The organism is Peptoniphilus sp., assembly GCF_050943655.1.
Lineage (GTDB): Bacteria > Bacillota > Clostridia > Tissierellales > Peptoniphilaceae > Peptoniphilus_A.
In genome coordinates this window covers 40,585-61,310 of sequence record NZ_JBMNPQ010000002.1, presented here as the reverse complement: position 1 = coordinate 61,310, position 20,726 = coordinate 40,585, and the positions used below count along the sequence as shown (strand labels likewise).

The following is a 20,726-nucleotide window of genomic DNA, read 5'->3' as shown; positions in this document are numbered from 1 at the left end:
AGTTTGTTGTAAACTATTAATAGGTGTTAAAGGATGAAAAACAAAAGAATTTTTATTGGGCTTTTTTTAGTACTTGCCCTTGCTCTTAGCTTTTATAAATTTAATACATATCCCAAAAAAGTTGTTGCAAATGCAATCTATTCTGTGGAAGGTAGAGGGATGGATATTGTAGATGACTATTTTGACGGACTTGATATAAGTAGCCTCTATTATAAAATAAAGTCTGAGGGAAACATGAATCTCTCTTTATTTATAGATAAGGGTATTTTTTATAAAGAGAAGTGGCAATACATTTTAACAAACGACGTGTCAAACAAGTCAAAATATCTTTTAAAAAAATACAGCGGCGTAAATGACTACAGTGAGTTTCACGAAGAGAGCGTCATAAATAACGAAGTGTATATCGAAGACAGCAAGTTTTCTCCCTACGTCTTTTATATCGACACCAACACTATGAATAGCCTATCTAACAATTCGACGGCTCTTGGTGATATGGGAGTAGACATTAATAGTCCAAATCTTTTTTCTGTGCCGCAGTCACTCAGCGAGCACAATCACATGCTTAAAAAATACGTAAGAGATGAGTGGAACGGTCTATTGAGGTCGACAAAAGTTAGAACCATCTCAAAGGGTAATTATAAAATTGTACTAGATTCAGATAAGTTTAAAGCTCTAATGGATAAGACTTTTGAGTTTTATAAGACGAGGGGCGACTTTTCTTATGAAAAGATTGCAGAATTTTTTAACAGCAGAAAGAAAAAGTTAGACCAAGACCTCTTAAATAGAGATGAGCTCGAGTTATTTATGGAGATTGACGATGAGGGCAATTTAAAAAAGGTTTATTCCATGGACAAGGACTACCTGCTCGATTTGGATAATAATTTTTGGCTCATTCTTCCCGATATCAATATAAAATTATCGACAGAAGAAAACGAAAATTACAACACAATCTTTGGAAGTTTTAACGGGCGAGAGTTTAGGATGAGTTACTATCCCATAACGCAAAAGCTAATTTATCACGACGACAAAAATTTAAAAATACACGCGGACTTTTCGGAAGTTAATAAGGGGAAGAGTTTTAAATTTAGCTCAAAGTTAAAGGGGACTTTGTACAACAGAGTGGATCTAAGGCTTAGCACAAAGCCCGATGCAATTAAGAAAAAAAGAAATTCAATAGAAATTCTAAAGCTTGACCAAAAGCAGTGGGACGAACTTAAAAAAGGAATGAAATAATGAGAGATAATTTTTACAAAAAAGAAGAGACAATATTCGTGATCCTCTTTGAGTCCATAATTGTGGGAACTATCGCGGGACTTTTTTCTGTTTTATATAGATTTATTGTTTCGAAGATGGGAATCATAAGGGGAAATCTTTATGGAAGTGTTAATTTAAAAAATATATTAATAATTTTGGCATTGGCAGTAGTTATCTCATGGACAATAAACTACTTGTTAAAGATCGCACCATTATCTGGAGGAAGTGGTATTCCTCAAATTAGGGGCGAGATCTTGGGAAAATTCGACATGAATTCAGAAAAGGTTCTGCTTTCTAAAATTCTCGGCGGAAGTCTTGGTAATTTAATGGGATTTTCACTTGGAAGAGAGGGCCCATCAATTCAAATGGGTGGAGCCAGTGCAAAGATTATTGGAAGGCTTATGAAAAGGCCGCCCGACGAAGTGAAGTACATGATTACAGCGGGAGCCGCAGCAGGACTTGCGGCAGCTTTTAATGCGCCAATGGCAGGATGTATTTTTGCAATGGAGGAGCTTCACAAATCTTTTTCAAAATTCGTGCTTCTTCCTGCACTAATTGCATCAATTATTGCAAACTACATCTCCTTTGTCTTAATGGGTTATGACACATCTTTTTCCTTCGCAGTAAAAGAGACAATGCCAATAAAGTTTATGTGGGTTGCAGTAATAGTTGGACTTGTGACTGGAATTGTTGGAGTATTCTTCAATAAATTAATTGTGATGTTTCAAGACTTTTTCAAAAAATTTAACTCAAAAGTTTTAAAATACTCAGTCCTAATGGGAGTTGCTATTTTAGTCGGATACTCTTTTGTTGAGATGACAGGTGGAGGTCACGGACTTTTGGAGGACATGGCAAAGAGCGAATTTCCACTAAAGTATATACTTCTAATCATTGTAATAAAACTACTCTTCACTACATTTTGCTACGGAAGTGGAGTGCAGGGCGGAATATTTTTGCCAGTTCTTGTAATTGGTGGCGCATCAGGCGCACTTGTTTATTCTCTAATGCACGGAGTAGATGGCCTTCAAAATTATTATGTAAACTTTATAATACTTGGCATGAGCGGCATACTTGCATCAGTTGTAAGAAGTCCAATACTTTCTATAATTCTTGTAAGTGAGATGACTTCAACATTTGAGCACTTAATCGGTCTTTCTGTAGTAGTTGTCGTTTCATATTATGTGGCAGAAGCACTAAGAGTCGATCCAATTTATGAGACACTTTTTGAAAGACAGCTAAAGGACAAAAACTTGCTCGAGACACCAGAAAGAGATCTAAGTGACTATTCAGTGTTTGAATACGGAGTAAACGCCGGGTCAAACATAATCGGCAAGACTCTTGCAGAAATAAATTTCCCAAGGCATTTAATAATTATTTCAATCGAGAGGGACAATTATGAATTTGTGCCCGTGGCAGGTGATGAAATAAGAGCGGGAGATAAGCTCCTAGTCCTTGCCAAGGCAGAGTACTTTTTAGAAATAGATAAATTTTTCTCTCGTGAATTAGAAAAAGCTTGACGAATAAAAACATTGGTGTTAAGATAATAAAAATATATTTTTTATCTATGAAAATATGTATAGAAAATATTCATTATTGCAAACATATGAAATAAATTACTTTTTTTACACCGTGAAAACGGACGAAAACTCCTCAAAGCTGAGGAGTTTTTTGTTACTTATTTTCTATTAAATTTACCAAATATTTTTTAACTTGAGGACCAACAAAAGTACCATCATCTGTGATTAAAATAGGCCTTTTCACTAGCATGCCGTTTGAGGAGAGAAGTTTATAAATTTCCTCATCTGACATTTCATTTTTCTTTTCCTTTAAATTCATGTCGCGATAGACTTTGCCACTTGTGTTAAATAGTTTATTGATTTCGATCCCAGCTTCCTCTTTAATCTTTTTAAGCTCATCTACGCTCAAGAGATCTTTGTCGATTTCTCTGTAGCTATAGTCCATGGGAATTTCCTTTAAAAGTTTTTCAGTATTTTTGCAAGTGCTGCATTTTTTATATCCAATCAATGTGTTCATAAAATCACCTCATGAAATAGATACCCATAAAAACTTTAGACTTAAATAAAGAGATTATAAGATGGTAAGACAGACATTAAAAAAATTTTTAAAAAATTTTAAAAAAGCTGGTTATTTTTAAACTTATTGGGTATAATAGAAATACCAAATAATATACTAAAGCGTTAGCAAAGTAATATTTGGTTCGTAACTTGAAAACTCCATCCAATTAAAACGATATTGATCACGACTATATACAGAAGAAAGTTTTTGATTCTTTTAAAATTAATAAGTCAACGACTTTTTATATAGATTGTTGTAAATTTGATATGTATGTTATTGCAATATAGATTAGATTCAATTTATTGGATACAAAGTTTTAGAGTTGAAACTTTGAGTCATATTCACTAGACTAGTTTTTAATTATATATTTAGAGTATTAGACTTAACGTAGAATTTAAAATAGCGAATATGAAGTTATATTTGCTCATCTAAGAAAGAGTGATGGAAGAGTGTTAGAACCAAAAAGTAACCATTGGATGGAAATTTCAGTTACATTTTAAAAATGCCATTTTACTATAGAAATAGGAATGGCATTTTTTTATTGCTTAAAATTAGAAAGTTATGGCGAGAAAAACATAGATAATGCTTACGACAATTTGACTAAAATCATCAGCAAATAAAAATAAAACTCCGCCGAGAATAAAAAAGAAAATAGATGTCAAGAAGAATAAACTAATATGTAGCTTTGAATTATCTCTATCCCTAAAAAATCTTCCAATTATTGCAGCGCTGTCTGTAAGGTATCCTGTGATGTGAGAACTTCTGATGAGGGTGTCGTCGTACTTAATGAGAAGAGAATTTTGAAAGCCGAAGATGAAAGTCAAAAGATATACGCTTTTATCCTTAAGAAAATTAGAAAGAAAAGTCAGAATTGCAAGAATCACAAAGCCCCTCTTAAACTTGTCGCCGTAAGTTAAATATGAGCCGCATAAGGAGCCTAAAAAGAACAGAGTGAAGATAGAAATTAAAACAAGAAACCTATCTAAGTCGTAAATAGAGAGGGCAATAGCAGTCGCATTGCCTGTGTGGTGAGTAACGGGAATTTTAAAATTAAAAACGCAGTAAGCATTAATCATCCCGCTTGCAATCATAAGTAGCATAAGCTTAAACCTAAAGAAAAAACCATTGTCTTTCACTTAAGAACCTCCGTAAAAAATAATCACATATATTTTACCAAATAAAGGGAGAATAGCAAACTTGGATAAGGATGACGGCCTCACACTCCGTCATTTTGATGGAGAGCTTTGTTCGAGTCGCCGTGTACTCGTAAGGGTGAAAGATCTGTAAAGTAATCGAGCGAGAACTTGTCGTCTTAACAAAAAGGCCTTAAGGAGTAATAAAACCATCAGAAATCAACCAAAACACTCGCAGTCTCCCCTTACTCGTCATTCTGAGCGAGCACAAAGTGCGAGTCGAAGAATCTGCAAAGCTATCGAGCGAGAACTATTCGTCTTAAAGAAATTAAGACAAGGGGAAAATTCCCCAAACCGCTGTCGTATCAAGACGATGACACATCGCCACCGTGACCCTACAGATCCTTCGACTCACTTCGTTCGCTCAGGATGACGGCCCCACACTCCGTCATCTTGAGCGGAAAAAATCCGTAAGGATTTTTGAAGTCGAAAGATCTGCAAAGTGTTCAAGCGAGAACTAATCGTTTTAGCAAGAGCACCTCAAGGTTAAACCTTATATAACTTAATTTCAAAACTGCGTTTTGGATTTCCTTTTGCGAGGAAGGGAAGGGGGCTTCCGCTCCTCCGTTGCGATTGTCCAAATCGCTCTCGCGCACCAACTCAGGCCCCCAACGCCCACTTCGGAGAACATGTTGAACTTATCTAGTCATTTAGTACTCCGCAAAAAGCCTAAATTTCATAACTCGCAGATTGTAATTTTTGTTAAGTTTTTTCCCTATAGCTTTTTTCTTTAATTCGAAGTAGTTATTGTGGTTTGCTCAAACAAATGAAATTTTTAACGGCTTTTTCCGAAACTCGCCTGCCGCATATAACTCCTAAACATTTCATCATCAAGACGACGACACATCGCCACCGTGACCCTACAGATCCTTCGACTACGCCTCATGCTCTGCATTCGGCTTCGCTCAGGATGACGCTGGAGTGGGTATTTTTCTGATGTCGTAACGAAATTGTATACACCAAATGTTGTCTTCTACCCGTCATCTTGAGCGGAAAAAATCCGTAAGGATTTTTGAAGTCGAAAGATCTGTAAAGCATTATAGCGAGAACTAATCGTTTTAAAGAAACTACGGCAAGGAGAAAATTCCCCAAACCTTTGTCGTATCAAGACGATGGCACATCGCCACCATAACCCTACAGATCCTTCGACTGCGCCTCATGCTCTGCATTCGGCTTCGCTCAGGATGACTTCTCTAGTGAGGCGCCTTCCACAAAAAAACACATCGCTCGAAGGTTCTAAATCCTTTTAAATACAAAAAAGTCTAACCTCACCGATTAGACTTTTTAAGCTATTTATTTTTTTATTTTTTTAATTTATTTGTCTAGTATTTTTGCAGCCATTTCTTTTCCAAAGTTTATTAATGCTTCGATTTCTTCGTCGTTTGCTGCGCCTTTTATTTCTAGTTGTGTGTCAAGCACGTCGTATTTTCCGTCTTCCATATATTTTTTAAGTGTTTTTAGTGCTCCACCGCTCCATGAGTAGGAACCGAAGATACCCCAGTAGTTGTTCTTCATTCTTTGGTGAGATATTTCTGTTAGTAGATAATTCATTGGAGGGAATAAGCTGTTGTCGTAAGAGCAAGATCCTAGTATTACTCCCTTGTATCTCCAGATGTCTGATAGTAGATAGGAGTTAGGTGTTTTTGTTATGTCGCGGATTTTAATGTCTTTGATTCCGCCTATTGCAAGACCCTTTGCCACTGCTTCTGCCATTTGTTCTGTGTTTCCATACATTGAGCCGTAAATTACTACGCATCCGTCAATTGTTTCTTGTTTTGCAAGTGATGTGTATAGGTCGATGATTTTTTGTGGGTTTTCTCTCCAAATTGGTCCGTGCACTGGACAGATTAATTCGATGTCTAGTCCTTCTAGTTTTTTTAGTGCGCGAAGTGCTTGTTGTGAATATTTTCCAACTATATTTATATAGTATCTTGTGATTTCTTCTAGGTAGTGTTTTGTGAATTCTACTTGGTCGTCAAAGACTGCTCCATCAAGTGTTCCAAATCCTCCAAAGATATCTTGTGAGAAAAGTGTTTTAGTTTTTGCCTCATAAGTTACCATTGACTCTGGCCAGTGAACCATTGGTGTTGTGTAGAATGTGAATTCGCGGTCTCCGAGCTCTAGTGTTTCGCCTTCTCCTACTACGATGATGTTGTCTTCGATTTCGTAGTATGCGTTTAGCATGTCGACGGCTCTTTTGTTTGTTATTAGTTTTGCTTTTGGATACACGTCAAGGACTGCTTTTATTGATGATGTGTGGTCAGGTTCCATGTGGTTTATGATTATATAGTCAAGGTCTTCTCCGTCTAGAAGTTCTTGAACTTTGTTTAGGTAAACTGAAGATGTGTTTACTCTTACAAGGTCAACTATGATATTTTTTTTGCCCTTAATTAGGTATGAGTTATATGCAACTCCGTTTGGCAGAGGCCACATTCCTTCGAAAAGTGGTGTTTGTCTGTCATTAGTTCCAATGTAATAGATGTCGTTTTTAATTGGTACTGATAATAAATTTTCCATTTTCTATACTCCTTTATAATTTTATTTTTAGTTCAACAGGGCAGTGATCTGATCCGTAGATGTCCTGATGAATTTTTGCGTCTACTAAGTTATCTTTTAATTCTTCTGATACGACGAAGTAGTCGATTCTCCAGCCCACGTTTCTCTCACGTGATTTGGCGAAGTAGCTCCACCATGAATATTCGTCTTTTAGGTCTGGATAAAAGTATCTAAATGTGTCGATATATCCGCTATCTAAGAGCTCAGTAAATTTTTCTCTTTCTTCGTCAGTAAAGCCTGCAGATTTTCTGTTTGTTGATGGGTTAGCTAGATCTATTTCTTTGTGAGCTACGTTTAGGTCGCCACAAAGTACTACGGGTTTTGTCTTCCTTAGATTATTTAAATAGTCTCTAAAGTCATCTTCCCACTCTTGTCTATACCCTAACCTTTCGAGTTTTCTCTTAGAATTTGGTGTATAAACTGTTACGAAATAAAATTTTTCGTATTCAAGCGTTATGACGCGTCCCTCGTTGTCGTGATGCTTAATATTTATTCCATAAGTTACATTAAGAGGTTCTTTTTTTGTAAAAACTGCAGTGCCAGAATAGCCTTTTTTCTCCGCGTAATTGTAATATTCGAAGTAGTCTTTAAGGTCTATTTCAAGTTGTCCCTCTTGCATTTTAATTTCTTGGAGCGCAAATATGTCGGCATCAAGAGATGCGAAGCTATCCAAAAATCCTTTTTTAACGGCAGCTCTTAAGCCGTTTACATTCCAAGAAACAAACTTTAATTCTTCCATTTACTCCTCCAGTCATTAATAAAATTCGAGAAAGTCGTGTTTCTCTCCATTCTTCTTAAATCCTAAGATTTGTTCAAAATTTACATTCTCTGTTGCTCGCAATATATTTATATCAACATTTTTGTTTTCTTCTTTGAGTTCTTTTATAAGATCTTTTACAAAAAATCTCTTGTTGCCAGATTTTTTCTTTGTAACAGTACATGCGCAGTCAAGTGCACTGAGGCCTGTTGAATTCATAAATCTAATTATTGCCTCTTCGTGAACCATATACATTGGCCTTATAAGTTCCAAGCCTTCGAAGTTTTGTGATTTTAACTTCGGCATCATCGTCTTAAAGTCGCCTGCATAAATTATATTTAGCATTACAGTCTCAATCACATCATCAAAATGGTGACCCAGTGCAAGCTTATTGCAGCCAAGCTCTTGTGCTCTTGCGTACAAGTTTCCACGCCTCATTCTAGCGCACATGTAGCATGGGCTTTTGCCCTTTGACATCTTCTCTGCGACTTCAAATACATCGGAGTCGTGAATCTTAACTGGTATGCCAAGTTTTTCGCAGTTAAACTGAAGCCTCTCTCTATTCTCAGGAAGGTATCCTGGATCCATTGCAATAAATTCTAGTTCAAAGGGGACTTTGTTGTGACGCTTTAATTCCTGCATTAGTTTTGCAAGAGTAAGCGAGTCCTTTCCACCAGAAATTGCAACGGCAACTTTGTCGCCTGGACTAATCATCTCGTATCTATCTACTGTCTGTACAAAGGGTCTATATATATCGCGTCTGTATGTTTTTATTATAGATCTTTCAATATCTTTAATTTCTTTAATTCTTTTTTCTTCCATATTCACCATTACCAATCTGTTATTATTATAACATAGTTTATTATTAGTATTTATATATAATCGTTAATTATTAGTATTTTAACCAATTATTTAAATTATAAGTACTGAGGGTATTTTTTGCAATCTGGTAAAATTTTAAAAGATTAACTTTTGTGATATAATCAAAATAGTATTTAATCGATGAGAGGGAGCTTTATGAAAAAATATAATGTGAAGAAGAACTTCACTTTGCTCGTTGACTTTTATGAGCTTACAATGGCAAATGGATTCTTCGAAGAAGGTATGAAAGATGTCGAAGTAGTTTTTGACATGTTCTTTCGTTCCGTGCCCGATGGTGGCGAGTATACAATAATCGCCGGACTAGAACAATTAATTGAGTATATGGAAAGTCTTCACTTTTCAGATGACGATATTGAATTTTTAAGAGCAAAAGATGTATTTAATGACGACTTTTTAGAATATTTGAGAAACTTTAAATTTGAATGCGATGTGTGGGCAATGCCTGAAGGAACTCTTGCTTTTCCAGGAGAGCCTCTTGTTATTGTAAAGGGACCTGCCCTTCAAGCTCAAATGCTTGAGACAATGGTTCTTCTAACAATAAATCACCAATCAATGATTGCAACAAAGGCATCAAGAATTGTGCGCCAAGCAGGAAATAGACCTGTTGTTGAATTTGGTTCAAGAAGGGCCCAGGGGTATTCTGGAGCAAACCTCGGTGCAAGAGCTGCATACATTGGAGGCTGTGCAGGTACAGCAAATACACTTGCAGACAAGATGTTTGGAGTGCCAGCTCTTGGAACAATGGCGCATTCATGGGTTCAAATGTTTGATAGTGAAATCGAAGCCTTTAGAGCTTTTGCAAGAGTTTATCCAGACAACTGTCTACTTCTTGTTGACACATATGACACTCTTCGCGAGGGTATTCCAAATGCAATTAAAGTCTTTGACGAAGAAGTTGTGCCACGCGGATTTAGACCTAAGGGAATTAGAATCGACTCAGGGGATTTAACTTATCTATCAAATATTGCAAGAAAGATGCTCGATGATGCAGGTTATCCCGATGCACAAATCATGGCGTCTAACTCACTTGATGAGTACACAATTAGAAATATTTTAAACCAAGGTGCAAAGATAGACTCCTTTGGCGTTGGCGAAAGACTTATCACATCAAAGTCATCACCAGTCTTTGGTGGAGTATATAAACTCACTGCCGTTGTGGGAGAAGATGGAGAAATTATTCCAAAGATTAAAATTTCTGAAAATGTGGCAAAAATAACTACACCTGGTTTTAAAGAACTTTATAGATTTTATGACAAAGACACAAACAAAGCCATTGGCGATGTTGTTGCTCTAAAAGACGAAGTAATTCCAGAGGATAATTATGAAATCTTCCATCCAGTTTATACATGGAAGAGAAAGACTATAACTAATTACAGAGCTGAAAAAGTGCTTGTAAAAATTTATGACAAGGGAAAACTTGTCTACGACCTTCCAAAGCTTGAAGAGATAAAACAAAGGGCAAAGGATCAGCTAGATACTTTGTGGGATGAGACTACAAGAATCGACAATCCTAACCAATATATAGTGGATTTATCCAAGGAGCTTTGGGATCTTAAAGATGATTTGATAAAAAAACACGGAAAGAGATTTAAATAAAAGAAGAAGGGGAGAATTATGCAATACTACGGAAATGTATTTAGGCCACCATCTGAGGCAAGATCATTAATCATTCAAGCCACAGTTGGTTGTTCACACAATGATTGTACTTTTTGTTATATGTATAAAGATGATGAGTTCAGAATAAGAAGTGTGGAAGATATCAAAAAAGATTTAAAGGAAATGTCAAGCTACGGCGACTACTTCGAAAGAATCTTTTTGGCCGATGGAGATGCCTTAGTTTTAAAGACAGAGGACTTAATCGAAATCTTAAAAGCTATAAAGGAATACTTTCCAAATGTAAAGAGAGTTTCTTCCTATGCTACGGCACAAGATATCAACAGAAAATCTGTAGAAGAATTAAAAGAGCTCTACGACCACGGCATTGAGATGCTATACATTGGATTTGAAACAGGCGATAGAGACCTCTTAAAGAAAATAAACAAGGGCGTGACATACGAAGAGTATGTTGAGGCAATGAAAAAAGTTAAAGAAGTGGGCTTTAAATCTTCAATAACTATTATTGCAGGCCTTGGTGGAGTAGAGGGCATGAGAGAAAATGCAATTGGAACTGCAAAACTTATCTCAGACACAAAGCCCGACTACTTGGGATATCTTACAATGAGAATTTACAAAAACACTCCTCTTTACAAGGACTATGTAGCAGGCAAATTCCACATGCCAGATGCTGCACAGATTCTAGAAGAGATGAAGATATTTCTTGAAAATGTCGACTCAGAGGGGACTGTATTTAGATCAAATCACGCTTCTAACTTCATACTTTTAGCTGGAACGCTAAACGAAGATAGACAGGCTCTAATTGATGCCATCGAACAGACACTTAAGAAAAAAAGTTTTAGACCTGATGCACTTAGAGGATTTTAATATTCGTAGGGTGATTTTATGAAAGATGAATCTCGCATTAATAAAAACAAAAATGAAAAATTAAATTATGCCAACAGCGGCAAAATTGTTTTTACAAAAGAAGAGGAAAATAGCACAATGCTCGCTAAAAGTCCCGCGAGATTTTTGTTGCCTTTTAACTCGATTAAAGAGGACAAAAAAGACAGAAGGTTTGGAATTTCTTACACAGAAAAAAAGAATAAGGACTCGAATGTAAATTTCGACATAATTTTTGAAATGGACGAGAGACTTCCTGATTATGACAAAAAATCTGTGGTGCTTCGCGACTCCTACCTTCCCAATAGAAATATAAATAAAAACTACAATGTAAACACTGTGGAATTTATTAGAAATCAAGTGAAGCTATTTTTAAAATATGACAGAGATCTTTTGAGAGAAGACGAAGACTTAAAAGATGAATTTATTGACGAATACTTAGAAATTATGGATAAATTTTTTGGTGGAGGGTTATGATAGAAAAAGACATTAGTAAAAAAGAGAGTGCGACCAAAATGCTCTCTTTCGAAAAGGGAGTATATAAAAAAATATTTTTAACAGGGCTTGCACTTCTATTTGCAATGTTTTTGTTTTCAAATATTAAAATTGTTGGCGATGTAGTTCTTTTGGTTCTTGGAATTTTGAGGCCATTTATAATTGGAGGCGTGATTGCCTTTATAATTAAAATTCCTCTAAATTATTTTGAGAATAAGTTTTTTGACAAAATTAAAAGCGAGAAGTTTAAAAAACACAAGAGGACTATTTCAATTTTAGTTTCCTATATAGTGATACTTTTAATATTTTCACTAATTTCTGGAGTGATTTTTCCACAGCTTGTGATGTCCTTTAAAGGACTTGAAGATTCCATGCCAAGCTTTGTTCAAAATGTCATAGATAAATCGAGAGAGATTCCACTTCTAAATAGATATTCAGACACTTTGCAAAAGGAGTATGACAATTTAAGTTGGAATAGAATTTTTAACGAAGTTAAGACATTTTTATCAAATGAAAATACATCAAGCGTCTTGGGAAGTGCGATAAACGCCGCATCAAGTATTGTTGGAGGACTTGTCACTTTTGCCCTTGCCTTTATTTCTTCAATTTATATATTATCAGATAAGGAGAGACTGGGTTATCAGGCAACGAGACTTTCTTATGGACTTTTTAGTGAAAAGACTTCAAAAAGACTCCTTCATGTGGCACATATTTTGCACGATAATTTTTACGGATTTATCAAGGGACAGCTCACTGTTTCTTTTCTAATAGGAGTTGCAACTGGAGTTTTATCCTTTGTAATTAGAATTCCTAACGCGGCAACTCTTGGTGTAATTGTCGGTGTGACAGACCTTGTGCCAATCATCGGGCCATTTATTGGTGGAGCCATGGGCTTTATCTTAACCGTAATAGACGACCCGACAAAGGCCATAATATTTGTAATTTTAATAGTTATACTTCAACAAGTTGAGTCAAACATCGTCTATCCAAAAGTTGTTGGAGATAATGTAGGTCTTCCATCACTTTGGACACTTGTTGCTATTACTCTTGGCGGATCGCTTTTTGGAGTAGAGGGAATGTGGATATTTATCCCTCTTGCGTCTACGATTTATATGCTCCTAAGCGAGTACACAAAATATAAAGTGGATAAGAAGGGCATTCGCCTTAGAATGAAAAAAATTTAATAGAAAATTTGGCTTTCCTAGTGAAGGCCTTTTTTATTTTTAAAATTTTTGATGCGTAAAATATTTTAAATACACGTGATTAATGCAACTATTTTTAAAATTTTAGCAGGCTTTAATTCTTGATTTTAGAATGATATAATAAGCTAAAGATGTTTTAAGCTTAAGGCTTAAGATATTTTATTTTTTTACTGGACATGAAATTTTAAATAAATTTAGGGGAAGAATATGTTTTGGAAACTAATTTTAAAAAGAGGCCAAGTTAGTGGCGGCTACAACAGGGCAAAGGTCACAAAGGAGACATCAACTCTTGGTCTAATTTCTAATTTAATTGCTGCGCTTGTGAAGGTATTTTTATATGTGTTTACTGGATCAATATCAATACTATCAGATGCTGTAAATAATATTACAGACTGCGTGAGCTCTATTATTTCAATCGTAGGAATAAAGCTTGCCTCAAAGCCAAGTGACAGCCACCATCCTTATGGACACGGAAGACTTGAGTATTTAATTTCTCTTATCGTAAGTGGTATAGTTTTAACTGTTGGATTTCAGTTTATAAGAGCATCAATTAAGAGAATTATCTCACCTGTAGCACTTAATTATCCAGTGTATACAATTGGAGTTTTAATTTTTACAGTTCTCTTAAAGATGTGGCAGGCAAATTTATATAAAAATATAAGCACTGCCATTGACTCGGGAACACTAAAGGCGATGGAGAAGGACTCTCTTAGCGACTGCTTCATAACAGGAGTAGTGCTTGTGTCAATTGCTGCAGAAAAAATGTTTGATGTGACACTTGATGGCTATGTTGGAGTAGTTGTCGCATTATTTATAATATACACTGCACTTGATTTAATTCACGAGACTATCTCAGTTATTTTGGGAAGGGGACTTCCACCTGAGATATATTATGAAATCGAGTCAAAGGTAAATAGCTACGATGGAATTTCAAATGTTCACAATCTAAGAGTCACAGACTTTGGACCAGAAAATATAATTGTTATAATAGACGCTGGACTTTCCTATGACATGACTTTGGAAGAGGTGCACAACATCGTCGACAAAGTTGAGAGGGAAGTGTCAGAGCTTTTGGGAATAACTCTTATCATTCACCCCGATCCACTGGGAAGCTCTGCAGATATTATAAACGACGTGGAGAAAGAATTTTCAAAGATAGTAAGATCAAGCTTAAATATATATTCTTGTCACGACATAGTTCTTGATGGAGATGTTATTTATGTTGATGTAGATTACAATGCACAGAATATAAGGACAAAAGAAGAAACAGAGAAGATGAAAAAAACTTTAGAAGACAAATTGGAAGAGGTTTATTCGAAATATAAATTTTCTATAATACTAAATCCAATTTTTTAGGAGGAATTATGAAGGCTTTAGTTGTAGGAGTAGGAAAACTCGGACATAGGCTTGCATCAGAACTTATAGACGAAGATTATGAAGTTACTGTCATCGACAACAACAAAGATGTAATAGAAAATATTACAACATCTCTCGATGTAATGAGCATACATGCAAATGCCTTGGATTTTGGAGTTCTTGAACAACTCGAAATGGCTGAGTATGACTATGTCATTGCAACGACGACAAATGATGAAGCAAATGTAATTTTATGTACAATTTCAAAAAAGATGGGCTCAAAATTTGCTATTGCAAGAGTTAGAGACCCAGAATACAGAAGACACCTAGACTTTATTGGCGAAGAGCTTGATATAGATAAAATTATAAATCCAGATTATGCCACTGCAAAATCAATCGTTAAGTACTTGCTTAAGAAGTATCACCTTTATTCTGATCACTTCGCAGAGGGCAAGGTATCTCTCGTTGAATTTAATATTGGAAAAGACGAGAGCTTTGTTGGCAAAAAAATCATGGAAATCGAAAAGATTAACGGTCTATTAATTGCTGCCATATCTCGCGATGGAAGCGCAATTATTCCAAATGGACAGACAATCCTTATGGAAAATGACAATATTATTATGGCTGGAAATGCCGAGACTATTGAACAGTTTGACAAGAGACACACTGGAGTTGAAAAGGCGAGAAAATTAAAAAACACTATGATTGTCGGAGGAGGAAAAACTGGACTTTATGTTGCACTTTTGCTCTTAAAGGAAAATGTAAATGTAACTATTATAGAAAGAGATAGGGACAGGTGCATTAAGCTTAAGGAAATTGTGCCCGATGCACAAATAATTAACGGCGATGGCACAGATATTTCTCTACTTGAAGATGAAATGATTCACAGCTACGATTCATTTTTATCTGCAACGGGAATTGACGAGGTAAATTTACTTCTTTCACTTGTTGCAAAGCAAAGTGGAATTTATAAATCTGTTGCAAAAATTTCAAGAACAAATTACGACAAGGTAATAGATAAACTAGACATAGACTGTGTCTTCAACACATCTTATATCACTGCAGCAGAGATGCTTAAGGAGATAAGGGGCAAAGACTCACTTGCACTAAATCTATTTTTAAATGGACAAGTGGAAGGTGTGGAACTTATCATAAAGAAGAGACAAGTTGTATGCGGAAAGACTATAAGAGACTTAGGTCTTCCTAAGGGAATTTTAATTATTGCAATAGTAAGGGACATGAAGGTAATAGTTCCAGATGGTTCTACACAACTTCTTGAGGGCGACAGGCTAATTGTATTTTCAAAACACGAGCAGGTTGCCAATATGAAGAAAATTTTCTACTCTGAAAACAGAATTTCAAACGCAATAAACATGATCAAGAGTGGTGGATTTAATGAATCATAAATTAATTTCAAAAATAATCGGTTTAATTTTAATAATAGAGGTGGTCTTCATGGTGCCATCTCTAATTTTGGGACTAACTGCAGGCGACGGATCAGCTAAGGGCTTTGCAATCGCCATACTCGTTTCATTAATAATTGGTCTTTTACTTATTAGTATTAAATATGATAAAAAGTTTTTGTCGCCAACAGACGGCATAGCCATAGTTACACTATCTTGGCTTGTTGTATCTATAGTTGGCGCTCTTCCTTTATTTATAAGTGGAGATATGAGCTATGTAGATTCATTTTTTGAAATTGTATCGGGCTTTACCACAACGGGGGCGTCAGTAATTGTCGAGATAGAAAAATTCCCAAAATCAATAATACTTTGGAGATCTACAACTCACTGGATAGGCGGAATGGGAATCTTGGTATTTACTGTAGGCCTTCTTCCAAAGCTTGGAGTTGGCGGATTTCAAATTTATAAGGCAGAGTCACCAGGACCTGTGTCTGGAAAAATTGAGTCGAGAATATCTCAATCTTCACAAAGACTCTACATTATCTATATAGTAATTACGATTGCACTTTTTATATGTTTAAAAGCTGCAGGCATGAGTTCATTTGATTCTGTTGTGCACACATTTGGAGTTGTGGGAACGGGAGGTTTTTCTTCTAAGAACAATTCATTCATGTCCTACACGGGATATGCAATTCCCATAATTATGTCGGTATTTATGTTTATGTGTGCGACAAACTTCTCAGTGTATGCACTTTTAACTAAGAAAAAATTTAAAGAAATATTTATGAGTAGCGAGATAAAACTTTGGTTTGGATTTATCGCATCTGCAATTATTTTAATTGCACTTGACCTATACCGCTCAGGATATTCATCACTTCCCGAGGCCTTTCGCGACTCAGCATTTCAAGTTACATCAATATCATCAACATCGGGCTTTGCCAGTGCCGACTACGACCTTTGGCCAAGCTTTTCTAAATTTGTTTTAGTAATTTGCATGATATTTGGAGGATGCGCCGGATCAACTGGTGGTGGAGTTAAAATTGTAAGAATCGCCGTGTTATTAAAATTAATTTCGCGCGAGATGAAAAAAGTAACTCACCCAAGGGCAGTGCTACCTATTAGAAGTAGCGGAAAAAATGTCGACGAAGAAATAGTTCTTGGAATAACTGCATACCTTGGAACTTACTTTATAATTACACTAATATCGACTTTAATCGTGACATTTTCTGGAACTGATATAATGACTAGTTTTTCATCAGTAATCACGACCCTATCTAATGTAGGTCCTGGATTTGCAGAAGTTGGCCCGACAAAGAACTTTGCTTTTTATAATGACTTTTATAAAATTTACTTCAGTATACTTATGCTTTTAGGTAGACTTGAATTCTTTACAATAATGGGACTATTTTCTCTAAGCAATAGAAAAAAAGGAGCATTTAATTGAAAATATTAATAATCGGTGCAGGAAAAGTGGGTTCGACAATTGCAAACACCCTGATACTCGAAGATTTTGAAATAGATATAATCGATAGAGACGCAGATAACTTCACAGGCCTTTCAAACAAAATAAATTATTTTGTAGGCGACGTGTTAAATGGAAAATTTTTGAGCAAGTTCGTGCTTGAAAGTTACGACTATGTAATCGTCACAACAGATAGCGACAAGACAAATTTAATCATCGCATCAGTCCTAAAGGATGTGAATACAAACGTAATCCTAAGGCTTGATGAACTAGAAAATGTATCGGAGATAAATTATTTAAAAAACGCCTTTGACAATGTGGTAAATGTCTTTAACAAAAGTCTTGAGACTGGCAAAATTTTAATAAAATTAATTGGAAATTACGAGCATTACCAAGCCGACTATTTTGGCAAGGGCAAAATCGAAGTCGCAGGGCACTTGATAAATTATGACAAAGAATTTGAAAATATTAAGATAAAAGATGTGGGTTCACTTGCAACAATACTTGTCGTTGGAATATTTCGAGACGGAAGGCTCATCGTTCCAAATGGAGATACAGTCTTAATGGCAAATGACTACATCTATCTTATGGGACTATCTCGCGACATTAGAAACTTCAAGATGACTCACTTTGAACTTCCACCGTCAAAGGATTACAAGGACGTAGTCATTGCATCGGGAGACGGCATAGTTAATGAGATGCTTTCAAATCTAAAAAACACAAATGTAAAAATAATTGAGCCTGACAGAGTAAAGGCAAAGGAGTACAGGAACAAAAACACGAGCGCCTTTGTCGTAAATAAAAGCTTAAAGAATGAAAAGTTATTTGAAGACGAAAACATTAAAGAAGATGCAACATTTATTTCAATGACATCTTCAGACGAGCTAAATATTGTATTGGGACTTATGGCAAAAGCTCACGGCATAAAGAGCAACATCGTCGTTCAAAATGTAAATAATTATTCCAAAATTCTAGACCCACTAGAAATTCACAGAATAGTCGACCCAAAGGTTCTAGTTGCAAATGAAATAGTAAAGTCAATTGACAGGGGGATGAAGCTCTCCATTAACTTCATGTTTGGTGGAAAGGCGAGAGTATATGAGATAAAAATTCCAGATGACTTCGTATACATCGACAAAAAATTAAAGGACATCGACCTGGGAGATGGAATAATTATTGGCGGAATAATTAGATACGATAACTCCGCCGTAATCCCGCGTGGCAATACGGAGATTAAAAAGGGCGATAGGCTTGTGATCTTCTGCACAAATGAGAGCAGAAAAGAGCTCGAAAAATTAATCGATCCATCACTTAGAAGATCAATATTTGAATTTTTCAGAAGGTGATAAAGTGAAACAGATAATAAAAAATGATTGGCAAGAAATACTTGAGGAAGAATTTGAAAAGGACTACTACAAAAACTTGCGAGAGCTTTTAATAGATGAATATCGACACTATCAGATTTTTCCAAAGGCAGAAGATATTTTTAATGCTTTTAACTACACATCTTATGAAGATTTAAAAGTTTTAATCCTAGGTCAAGACCCATATCACAATGTTGGGCAGGCACACGGCCTTGCTTTTTCTGTTAAAGAGGGAGTAAAAGTTCCTCCTTCACTAAGAAATATTTATAAGGAACTAAACGAAGATCTTGGAGTTAAGATACCAGACTCTGGCTACTTAAAGAAGTGGACAGAAGAGGGAATAATGCTTCTTAACACAACTCTTACAGTTAGAGCTCATCAGCCAATGAGCCACTCAAAAATCGGCTGGGAAATTTTTACAGACGCGGTGATTAAAAAAATAAATGAAAGAGAAAAGCCAGTTGTCTTTATACTTTGGGGCAATCACGCGCGCGAGAGAAAAAGACTTATAACAAATAGTAGGCATCTCATAATAGAGGGGCCACATCCTTCACCATTTTCTGCCAACAGAGGCTTCTTTGGTTCGCGTCCATTTTCAAGGGCAAATAAGTTCTTGGAAGAAAACGGAATAGAGCCACCAACATGGCAGTTATAATTTGTGAAAACGTCACAGATTTTAAAAAACTTTTTTAATTTTGTTTTGAAAAATTAAATATTTAAGAATTTTTAAATACCTAAACTTAAAAAACAGTTGAGGTATTTTTTTATTTTTAAAAACTTGCCACTTTACCATGAAATACCTTTAAAGTACTATTGACTTCGACCATTTTAAGTGATATTGTATTAATAATTCAAATGACTAAACTAATTTTAAAAAGAGGTGTGACAATGAAAGGTAAATTAAAAAGGATTTTTGGTATCGCTTTAGTAGTACTTGCAGTTTTTGCTTTTACAGGATGCCAAAAAGTTGACAATGCTCCGAAAGAAGCAGAAGGCGAAAAAACAGTTGCTGACGATGGAGTTAAGGCAAAGTTTGACACAATCTCCGAAGGAGACGAGTACCACATCGGTATAATTACAGGTACTGTTTCCCAAGGAGAAGATGAATTCCGTGCGGCTCAAGCTGCAATCGAAAAATACGGCTCAGCAGATGAGGGCGGAGTTATTCGTCACGATACTTATCCCGATAAGTTTGATGCAGAACAAGAAACTACAATTTCTAAAATCGTAGCTATGGCAGACGACCCACTTATGAAGGCTGTAATAGTTAACCAATCTGTTCCAGGAACTTCAGCTGCATTTAAACAAATAAGAGACAAAAGACCAGACATCATTCTTGTTAACTTAGTTGCACAAGAAGACACAATAATGGTTGAAGATGCATCTGACCTTGTAATTGACGCAGACAATGTTTCTAGAGGATATAGAATCATAGCTGCTGCAAAAGAAATGGGAGCTACTAAATTTGCTCACATAACTTTCCCAAGACATATGTCTATCGAACTATTAGCTCTAAGACGTGCAATCATGGAAGAAGCTTGTAACGAGCTTGGACTTGAATTTATTTCTCTAAACGCTCCTGACCCAATAACAGACATTGGTGTACCAGGTGCACAACAATATATCGCAGAAAATATCCAACCTTGGATTGATAAGTATGGAAAAGACACAGCTTTCTTCTGTACTAACGACGCCCATACTGAACCTCTTTTAAGAGGAGTTGCAGCTGGTGGAGCAATCTTTGTTGAACAAGACCTACCATCTCCAATAATGGGTTATCCAAAGGCATTCTCTGTAGACATAAAAGACCTTGCAGGCGACTGGCAAGCAATCAACAAAAAAGTTGAAGAGGCAGTTGTTGACGCAGGTGGCGGCGGAAGAATGGGAACATGGGCATACTCCCTTGGATATTCTGTAACGCTTGGCGCACTTGATCATGTAATCGATGTAATCCATGGCAATGGAGAACTTCTAGATAACGATGCAGTTATTAAATCAATTGAAAACTATACTGAAGGTGCACACTGGATGGCTACAAATTATGTAGATAGAGCTACTGGTGAAGCTAAACAAAACCACATACTAGTTTCTCAAGACACTTATGTATACGGCAAGGGATACCTAGGTATGGATAAAGTTGACGTTCCTGAAAAATATCTAAATCTAAATGTTGACTTAGAACAAATTAAAGCTGATCAAGAACAAGCTGAAGGAAAAGCAGAATAATAAA

17 protein-coding genes are annotated in these 20,726 nt (G+C 35.9%); 12 read left to right on the top strand and 5 right to left on the bottom strand.

Annotated features, from left to right (window positions below; genetic code table 11):
- Positions 1–33: 33 nt before the first annotated feature.
- Together ACOX6R_RS00620 and ACOX6R_RS00615 are read left to right on the top strand one after the other, a co-directional pair.
- The gene (locus ACOX6R_RS00620) at positions 34–1,233 is read left to right on the top strand and encodes a hypothetical protein (RefSeq protein WP_433446163.1); all 1,200 of its coding nucleotides are present in this window, start codon (positions 34–36) and stop codon (positions 1,231–1,233) included.
- A complete protein-coding gene (locus ACOX6R_RS00615; RefSeq protein WP_433446161.1) occupies positions 1,233–2,771 on the top strand; it encodes a ClC family H(+)/Cl(-) exchange transporter in 1,539 nt (512 codons plus the stop codon). Before ACOX6R_RS00620 ends, ACOX6R_RS00615 begins: the two co-directional genes overlap by 1 nt.
- 154 nt (positions 2,772–2,925) lie before the next feature.
- Here the strand turns inward: ACOX6R_RS00615 and ACOX6R_RS00610 are convergent, their stop codons facing one another.
- The 5 genes from ACOX6R_RS00610 to ACOX6R_RS00590 form a co-directional block, all read right to left on the bottom strand.
- Positions 2,926–3,288 (bottom strand): Spx/MgsR family RNA polymerase-binding regulatory protein, encoded by a 363-nt coding sequence (locus tag ACOX6R_RS00610; protein WP_433446159.1) that lies wholly within the window; start codon positions 3,286–3,288, stop codon positions 2,926–2,928.
- A 593-nt stretch (positions 3,289–3,881) separates the two neighbouring features.
- Positions 3,882–4,466 carry a DUF1275 family protein gene (locus tag ACOX6R_RS00605; RefSeq protein WP_433446157.1) on the bottom strand — a complete coding sequence of 195 codons (585 nt, stop codon included), beginning with the start codon at positions 4,464–4,466 and terminating at the stop codon, positions 3,882–3,884.
- Positions 4,467–5,837: 1,371 nt separating this feature from the next.
- The gene (locus tag ACOX6R_RS00600; protein ID WP_433446155.1) at positions 5,838–7,040 is read right to left on the bottom strand and encodes an FprA family A-type flavoprotein; all 1,203 of its coding nucleotides are present in this window, start codon (positions 7,038–7,040) and stop codon (positions 5,838–5,840) included.
- A 13-nt stretch (positions 7,041–7,053) separates the two neighbouring features.
- Positions 7,054–7,818 carry an exodeoxyribonuclease III gene (locus tag ACOX6R_RS00595; protein ID WP_433446153.1) on the bottom strand — a complete coding sequence of 255 codons (765 nt, stop codon included), beginning with the start codon at positions 7,816–7,818 and terminating at the stop codon, positions 7,054–7,056.
- A gap of 15 nt (positions 7,819–7,833) precedes the next feature.
- On the bottom strand, positions 7,834–8,658 hold the full coding sequence (locus ACOX6R_RS00590) for a tRNA 2-thiocytidine biosynthesis TtcA family protein (RefSeq protein WP_433446151.1): 825 nt from the start codon (positions 8,656–8,658) through the stop codon (positions 7,834–7,836).
- Between the two features lie 195 nt (positions 8,659–8,853).
- Between ACOX6R_RS00590 and ACOX6R_RS00585 the strand changes: the two genes are divergently transcribed.
- From ACOX6R_RS00585 to ACOX6R_RS00540, 10 genes are all read left to right on the top strand, one after another.
- Complete coding sequence (locus tag ACOX6R_RS00585) at positions 8,854–10,314, top strand: nicotinate phosphoribosyltransferase (RefSeq protein ID WP_433446149.1); 1,461 nt, start codon at positions 8,854–8,856, stop codon at positions 10,312–10,314.
- Between the two features lie 18 nt (positions 10,315–10,332).
- A complete protein-coding gene (locus ACOX6R_RS00580; RefSeq protein ID WP_433446147.1) occupies positions 10,333–11,199 on the top strand; it encodes a radical SAM protein in 867 nt (288 codons plus the stop codon).
- An 18-nt stretch (positions 11,200–11,217) separates the two neighbouring features.
- A complete protein-coding gene (locus ACOX6R_RS00575; protein WP_433446145.1) occupies positions 11,218–11,691 on the top strand; it encodes a hypothetical protein in 474 nt (157 codons plus the stop codon).
- Positions 11,688–12,893 (top strand): AI-2E family transporter, encoded by a 1,206-nt coding sequence (locus ACOX6R_RS00570; RefSeq protein WP_433446143.1) that lies wholly within the window; start codon positions 11,688–11,690, stop codon positions 12,891–12,893. Before ACOX6R_RS00575 ends, ACOX6R_RS00570 begins: the two co-directional genes overlap by 4 nt.
- 225 nt (positions 12,894–13,118) lie before the next feature.
- A complete protein-coding gene (locus ACOX6R_RS00565; protein ID WP_433446141.1) occupies positions 13,119–14,267 on the top strand; it encodes a cation diffusion facilitator family transporter in 1,149 nt (382 codons plus the stop codon).
- Positions 14,268–14,275: 8 nt separating this feature from the next.
- Positions 14,276–15,673, top strand: coding sequence for a Trk system potassium transporter TrkA (gene trkA / locus ACOX6R_RS00560; protein ID WP_433446139.1), 1,398 nt, complete (start codon positions 14,276–14,278; stop codon positions 15,671–15,673).
- Entirely contained in the window at positions 15,663–17,114 is a 1,452-nt protein-coding gene (locus ACOX6R_RS00555) for a TrkH family potassium uptake protein (protein ID WP_433446137.1), read from the top strand. The genes trkA and ACOX6R_RS00555 overlap by 11 nt, the downstream gene beginning before the upstream one ends.
- Positions 17,111–18,478 (top strand): NAD-binding protein, encoded by a 1,368-nt coding sequence (locus tag ACOX6R_RS00550; protein ID WP_433446135.1) that lies wholly within the window; start codon positions 17,111–17,113, stop codon positions 18,476–18,478. Before ACOX6R_RS00555 ends, ACOX6R_RS00550 begins: the two co-directional genes overlap by 4 nt.
- 4 nt (positions 18,479–18,482) lie before the next feature.
- Positions 18,483–19,151 carry a uracil-DNA glycosylase gene (locus ACOX6R_RS00545; protein ID WP_433446133.1) on the top strand — a complete coding sequence of 223 codons (669 nt, stop codon included), beginning with the start codon at positions 18,483–18,485 and terminating at the stop codon, positions 19,149–19,151.
- 233 nt (positions 19,152–19,384) lie between these two features.
- The gene (locus tag ACOX6R_RS00540) at positions 19,385–20,722 is read left to right on the top strand and encodes a DUF3798 domain-containing protein (RefSeq protein WP_433446131.1); all 1,338 of its coding nucleotides are present in this window, start codon (positions 19,385–19,387) and stop codon (positions 20,720–20,722) included.
- Positions 20,723–20,726: the final 4 nt, after the last annotated feature.

Bases quoted from the DNA above. Each gene is read 5' to 3' on its own strand.
- ACOX6R_RS00615 (WP_433446161.1), top strand. From the start codon at position 1,233: ATGAGAGATAATTTTTACAAAAAAGAAGAGACAATATTCGTGATCCTC.
- ACOX6R_RS00585 (WP_433446149.1), top strand. From the start codon at position 8,854: ATGAAAAAATATAATGTGAAGAAGAACTTCACTTTGCTCGTTGACTTT.
- ACOX6R_RS00600 (WP_433446155.1), bottom strand. From the start codon at position 7,040: ATGGAAAATTTATTATCAGTACCAATTAAAAACGACATCTATTACATT.
- ACOX6R_RS00595 (WP_433446153.1), bottom strand. From the start codon at position 7,818: ATGGAAGAATTAAAGTTTGTTTCTTGGAATGTAAACGGCTTAAGAGCT.
- ACOX6R_RS00590 (WP_433446151.1), bottom strand. From the start codon at position 8,658: ATGGAAGAAAAAAGAATTAAAGAAATTAAAGATATTGAAAGATCTATA.
- ACOX6R_RS00540 (WP_433446131.1), top strand. From the start codon at position 19,385: ATGAAAGGTAAATTAAAAAGGATTTTTGGTATCGCTTTAGTAGTACTT.
- ACOX6R_RS00575 (WP_433446145.1), top strand. From the start codon at position 11,218: ATGAAAGATGAATCTCGCATTAATAAAAACAAAAATGAAAAATTAAAT.
- trkA (WP_433446139.1), top strand. From the start codon at position 14,276: ATGAAGGCTTTAGTTGTAGGAGTAGGAAAACTCGGACATAGGCTTGCA.
- ACOX6R_RS00620 (WP_433446163.1), top strand. From the start codon at position 34: ATGAAAAACAAAAGAATTTTTATTGGGCTTTTTTTAGTACTTGCCCTT.
- ACOX6R_RS00580 (WP_433446147.1), top strand. From the start codon at position 10,333: ATGCAATACTACGGAAATGTATTTAGGCCACCATCTGAGGCAAGATCA.
- ACOX6R_RS00570 (WP_433446143.1), top strand. From the start codon at position 11,688: ATGATAGAAAAAGACATTAGTAAAAAAGAGAGTGCGACCAAAATGCTC.
- ACOX6R_RS00565 (WP_433446141.1), top strand. From the start codon at position 13,119: ATGTTTTGGAAACTAATTTTAAAAAGAGGCCAAGTTAGTGGCGGCTAC.
- ACOX6R_RS00555 (WP_433446137.1), top strand. From the start codon at position 15,663: ATGAATCATAAATTAATTTCAAAAATAATCGGTTTAATTTTAATAATA.
- ACOX6R_RS00610 (WP_433446159.1), bottom strand. From the start codon at position 3,288: ATGAACACATTGATTGGATATAAAAAATGCAGCACTTGCAAAAATACT.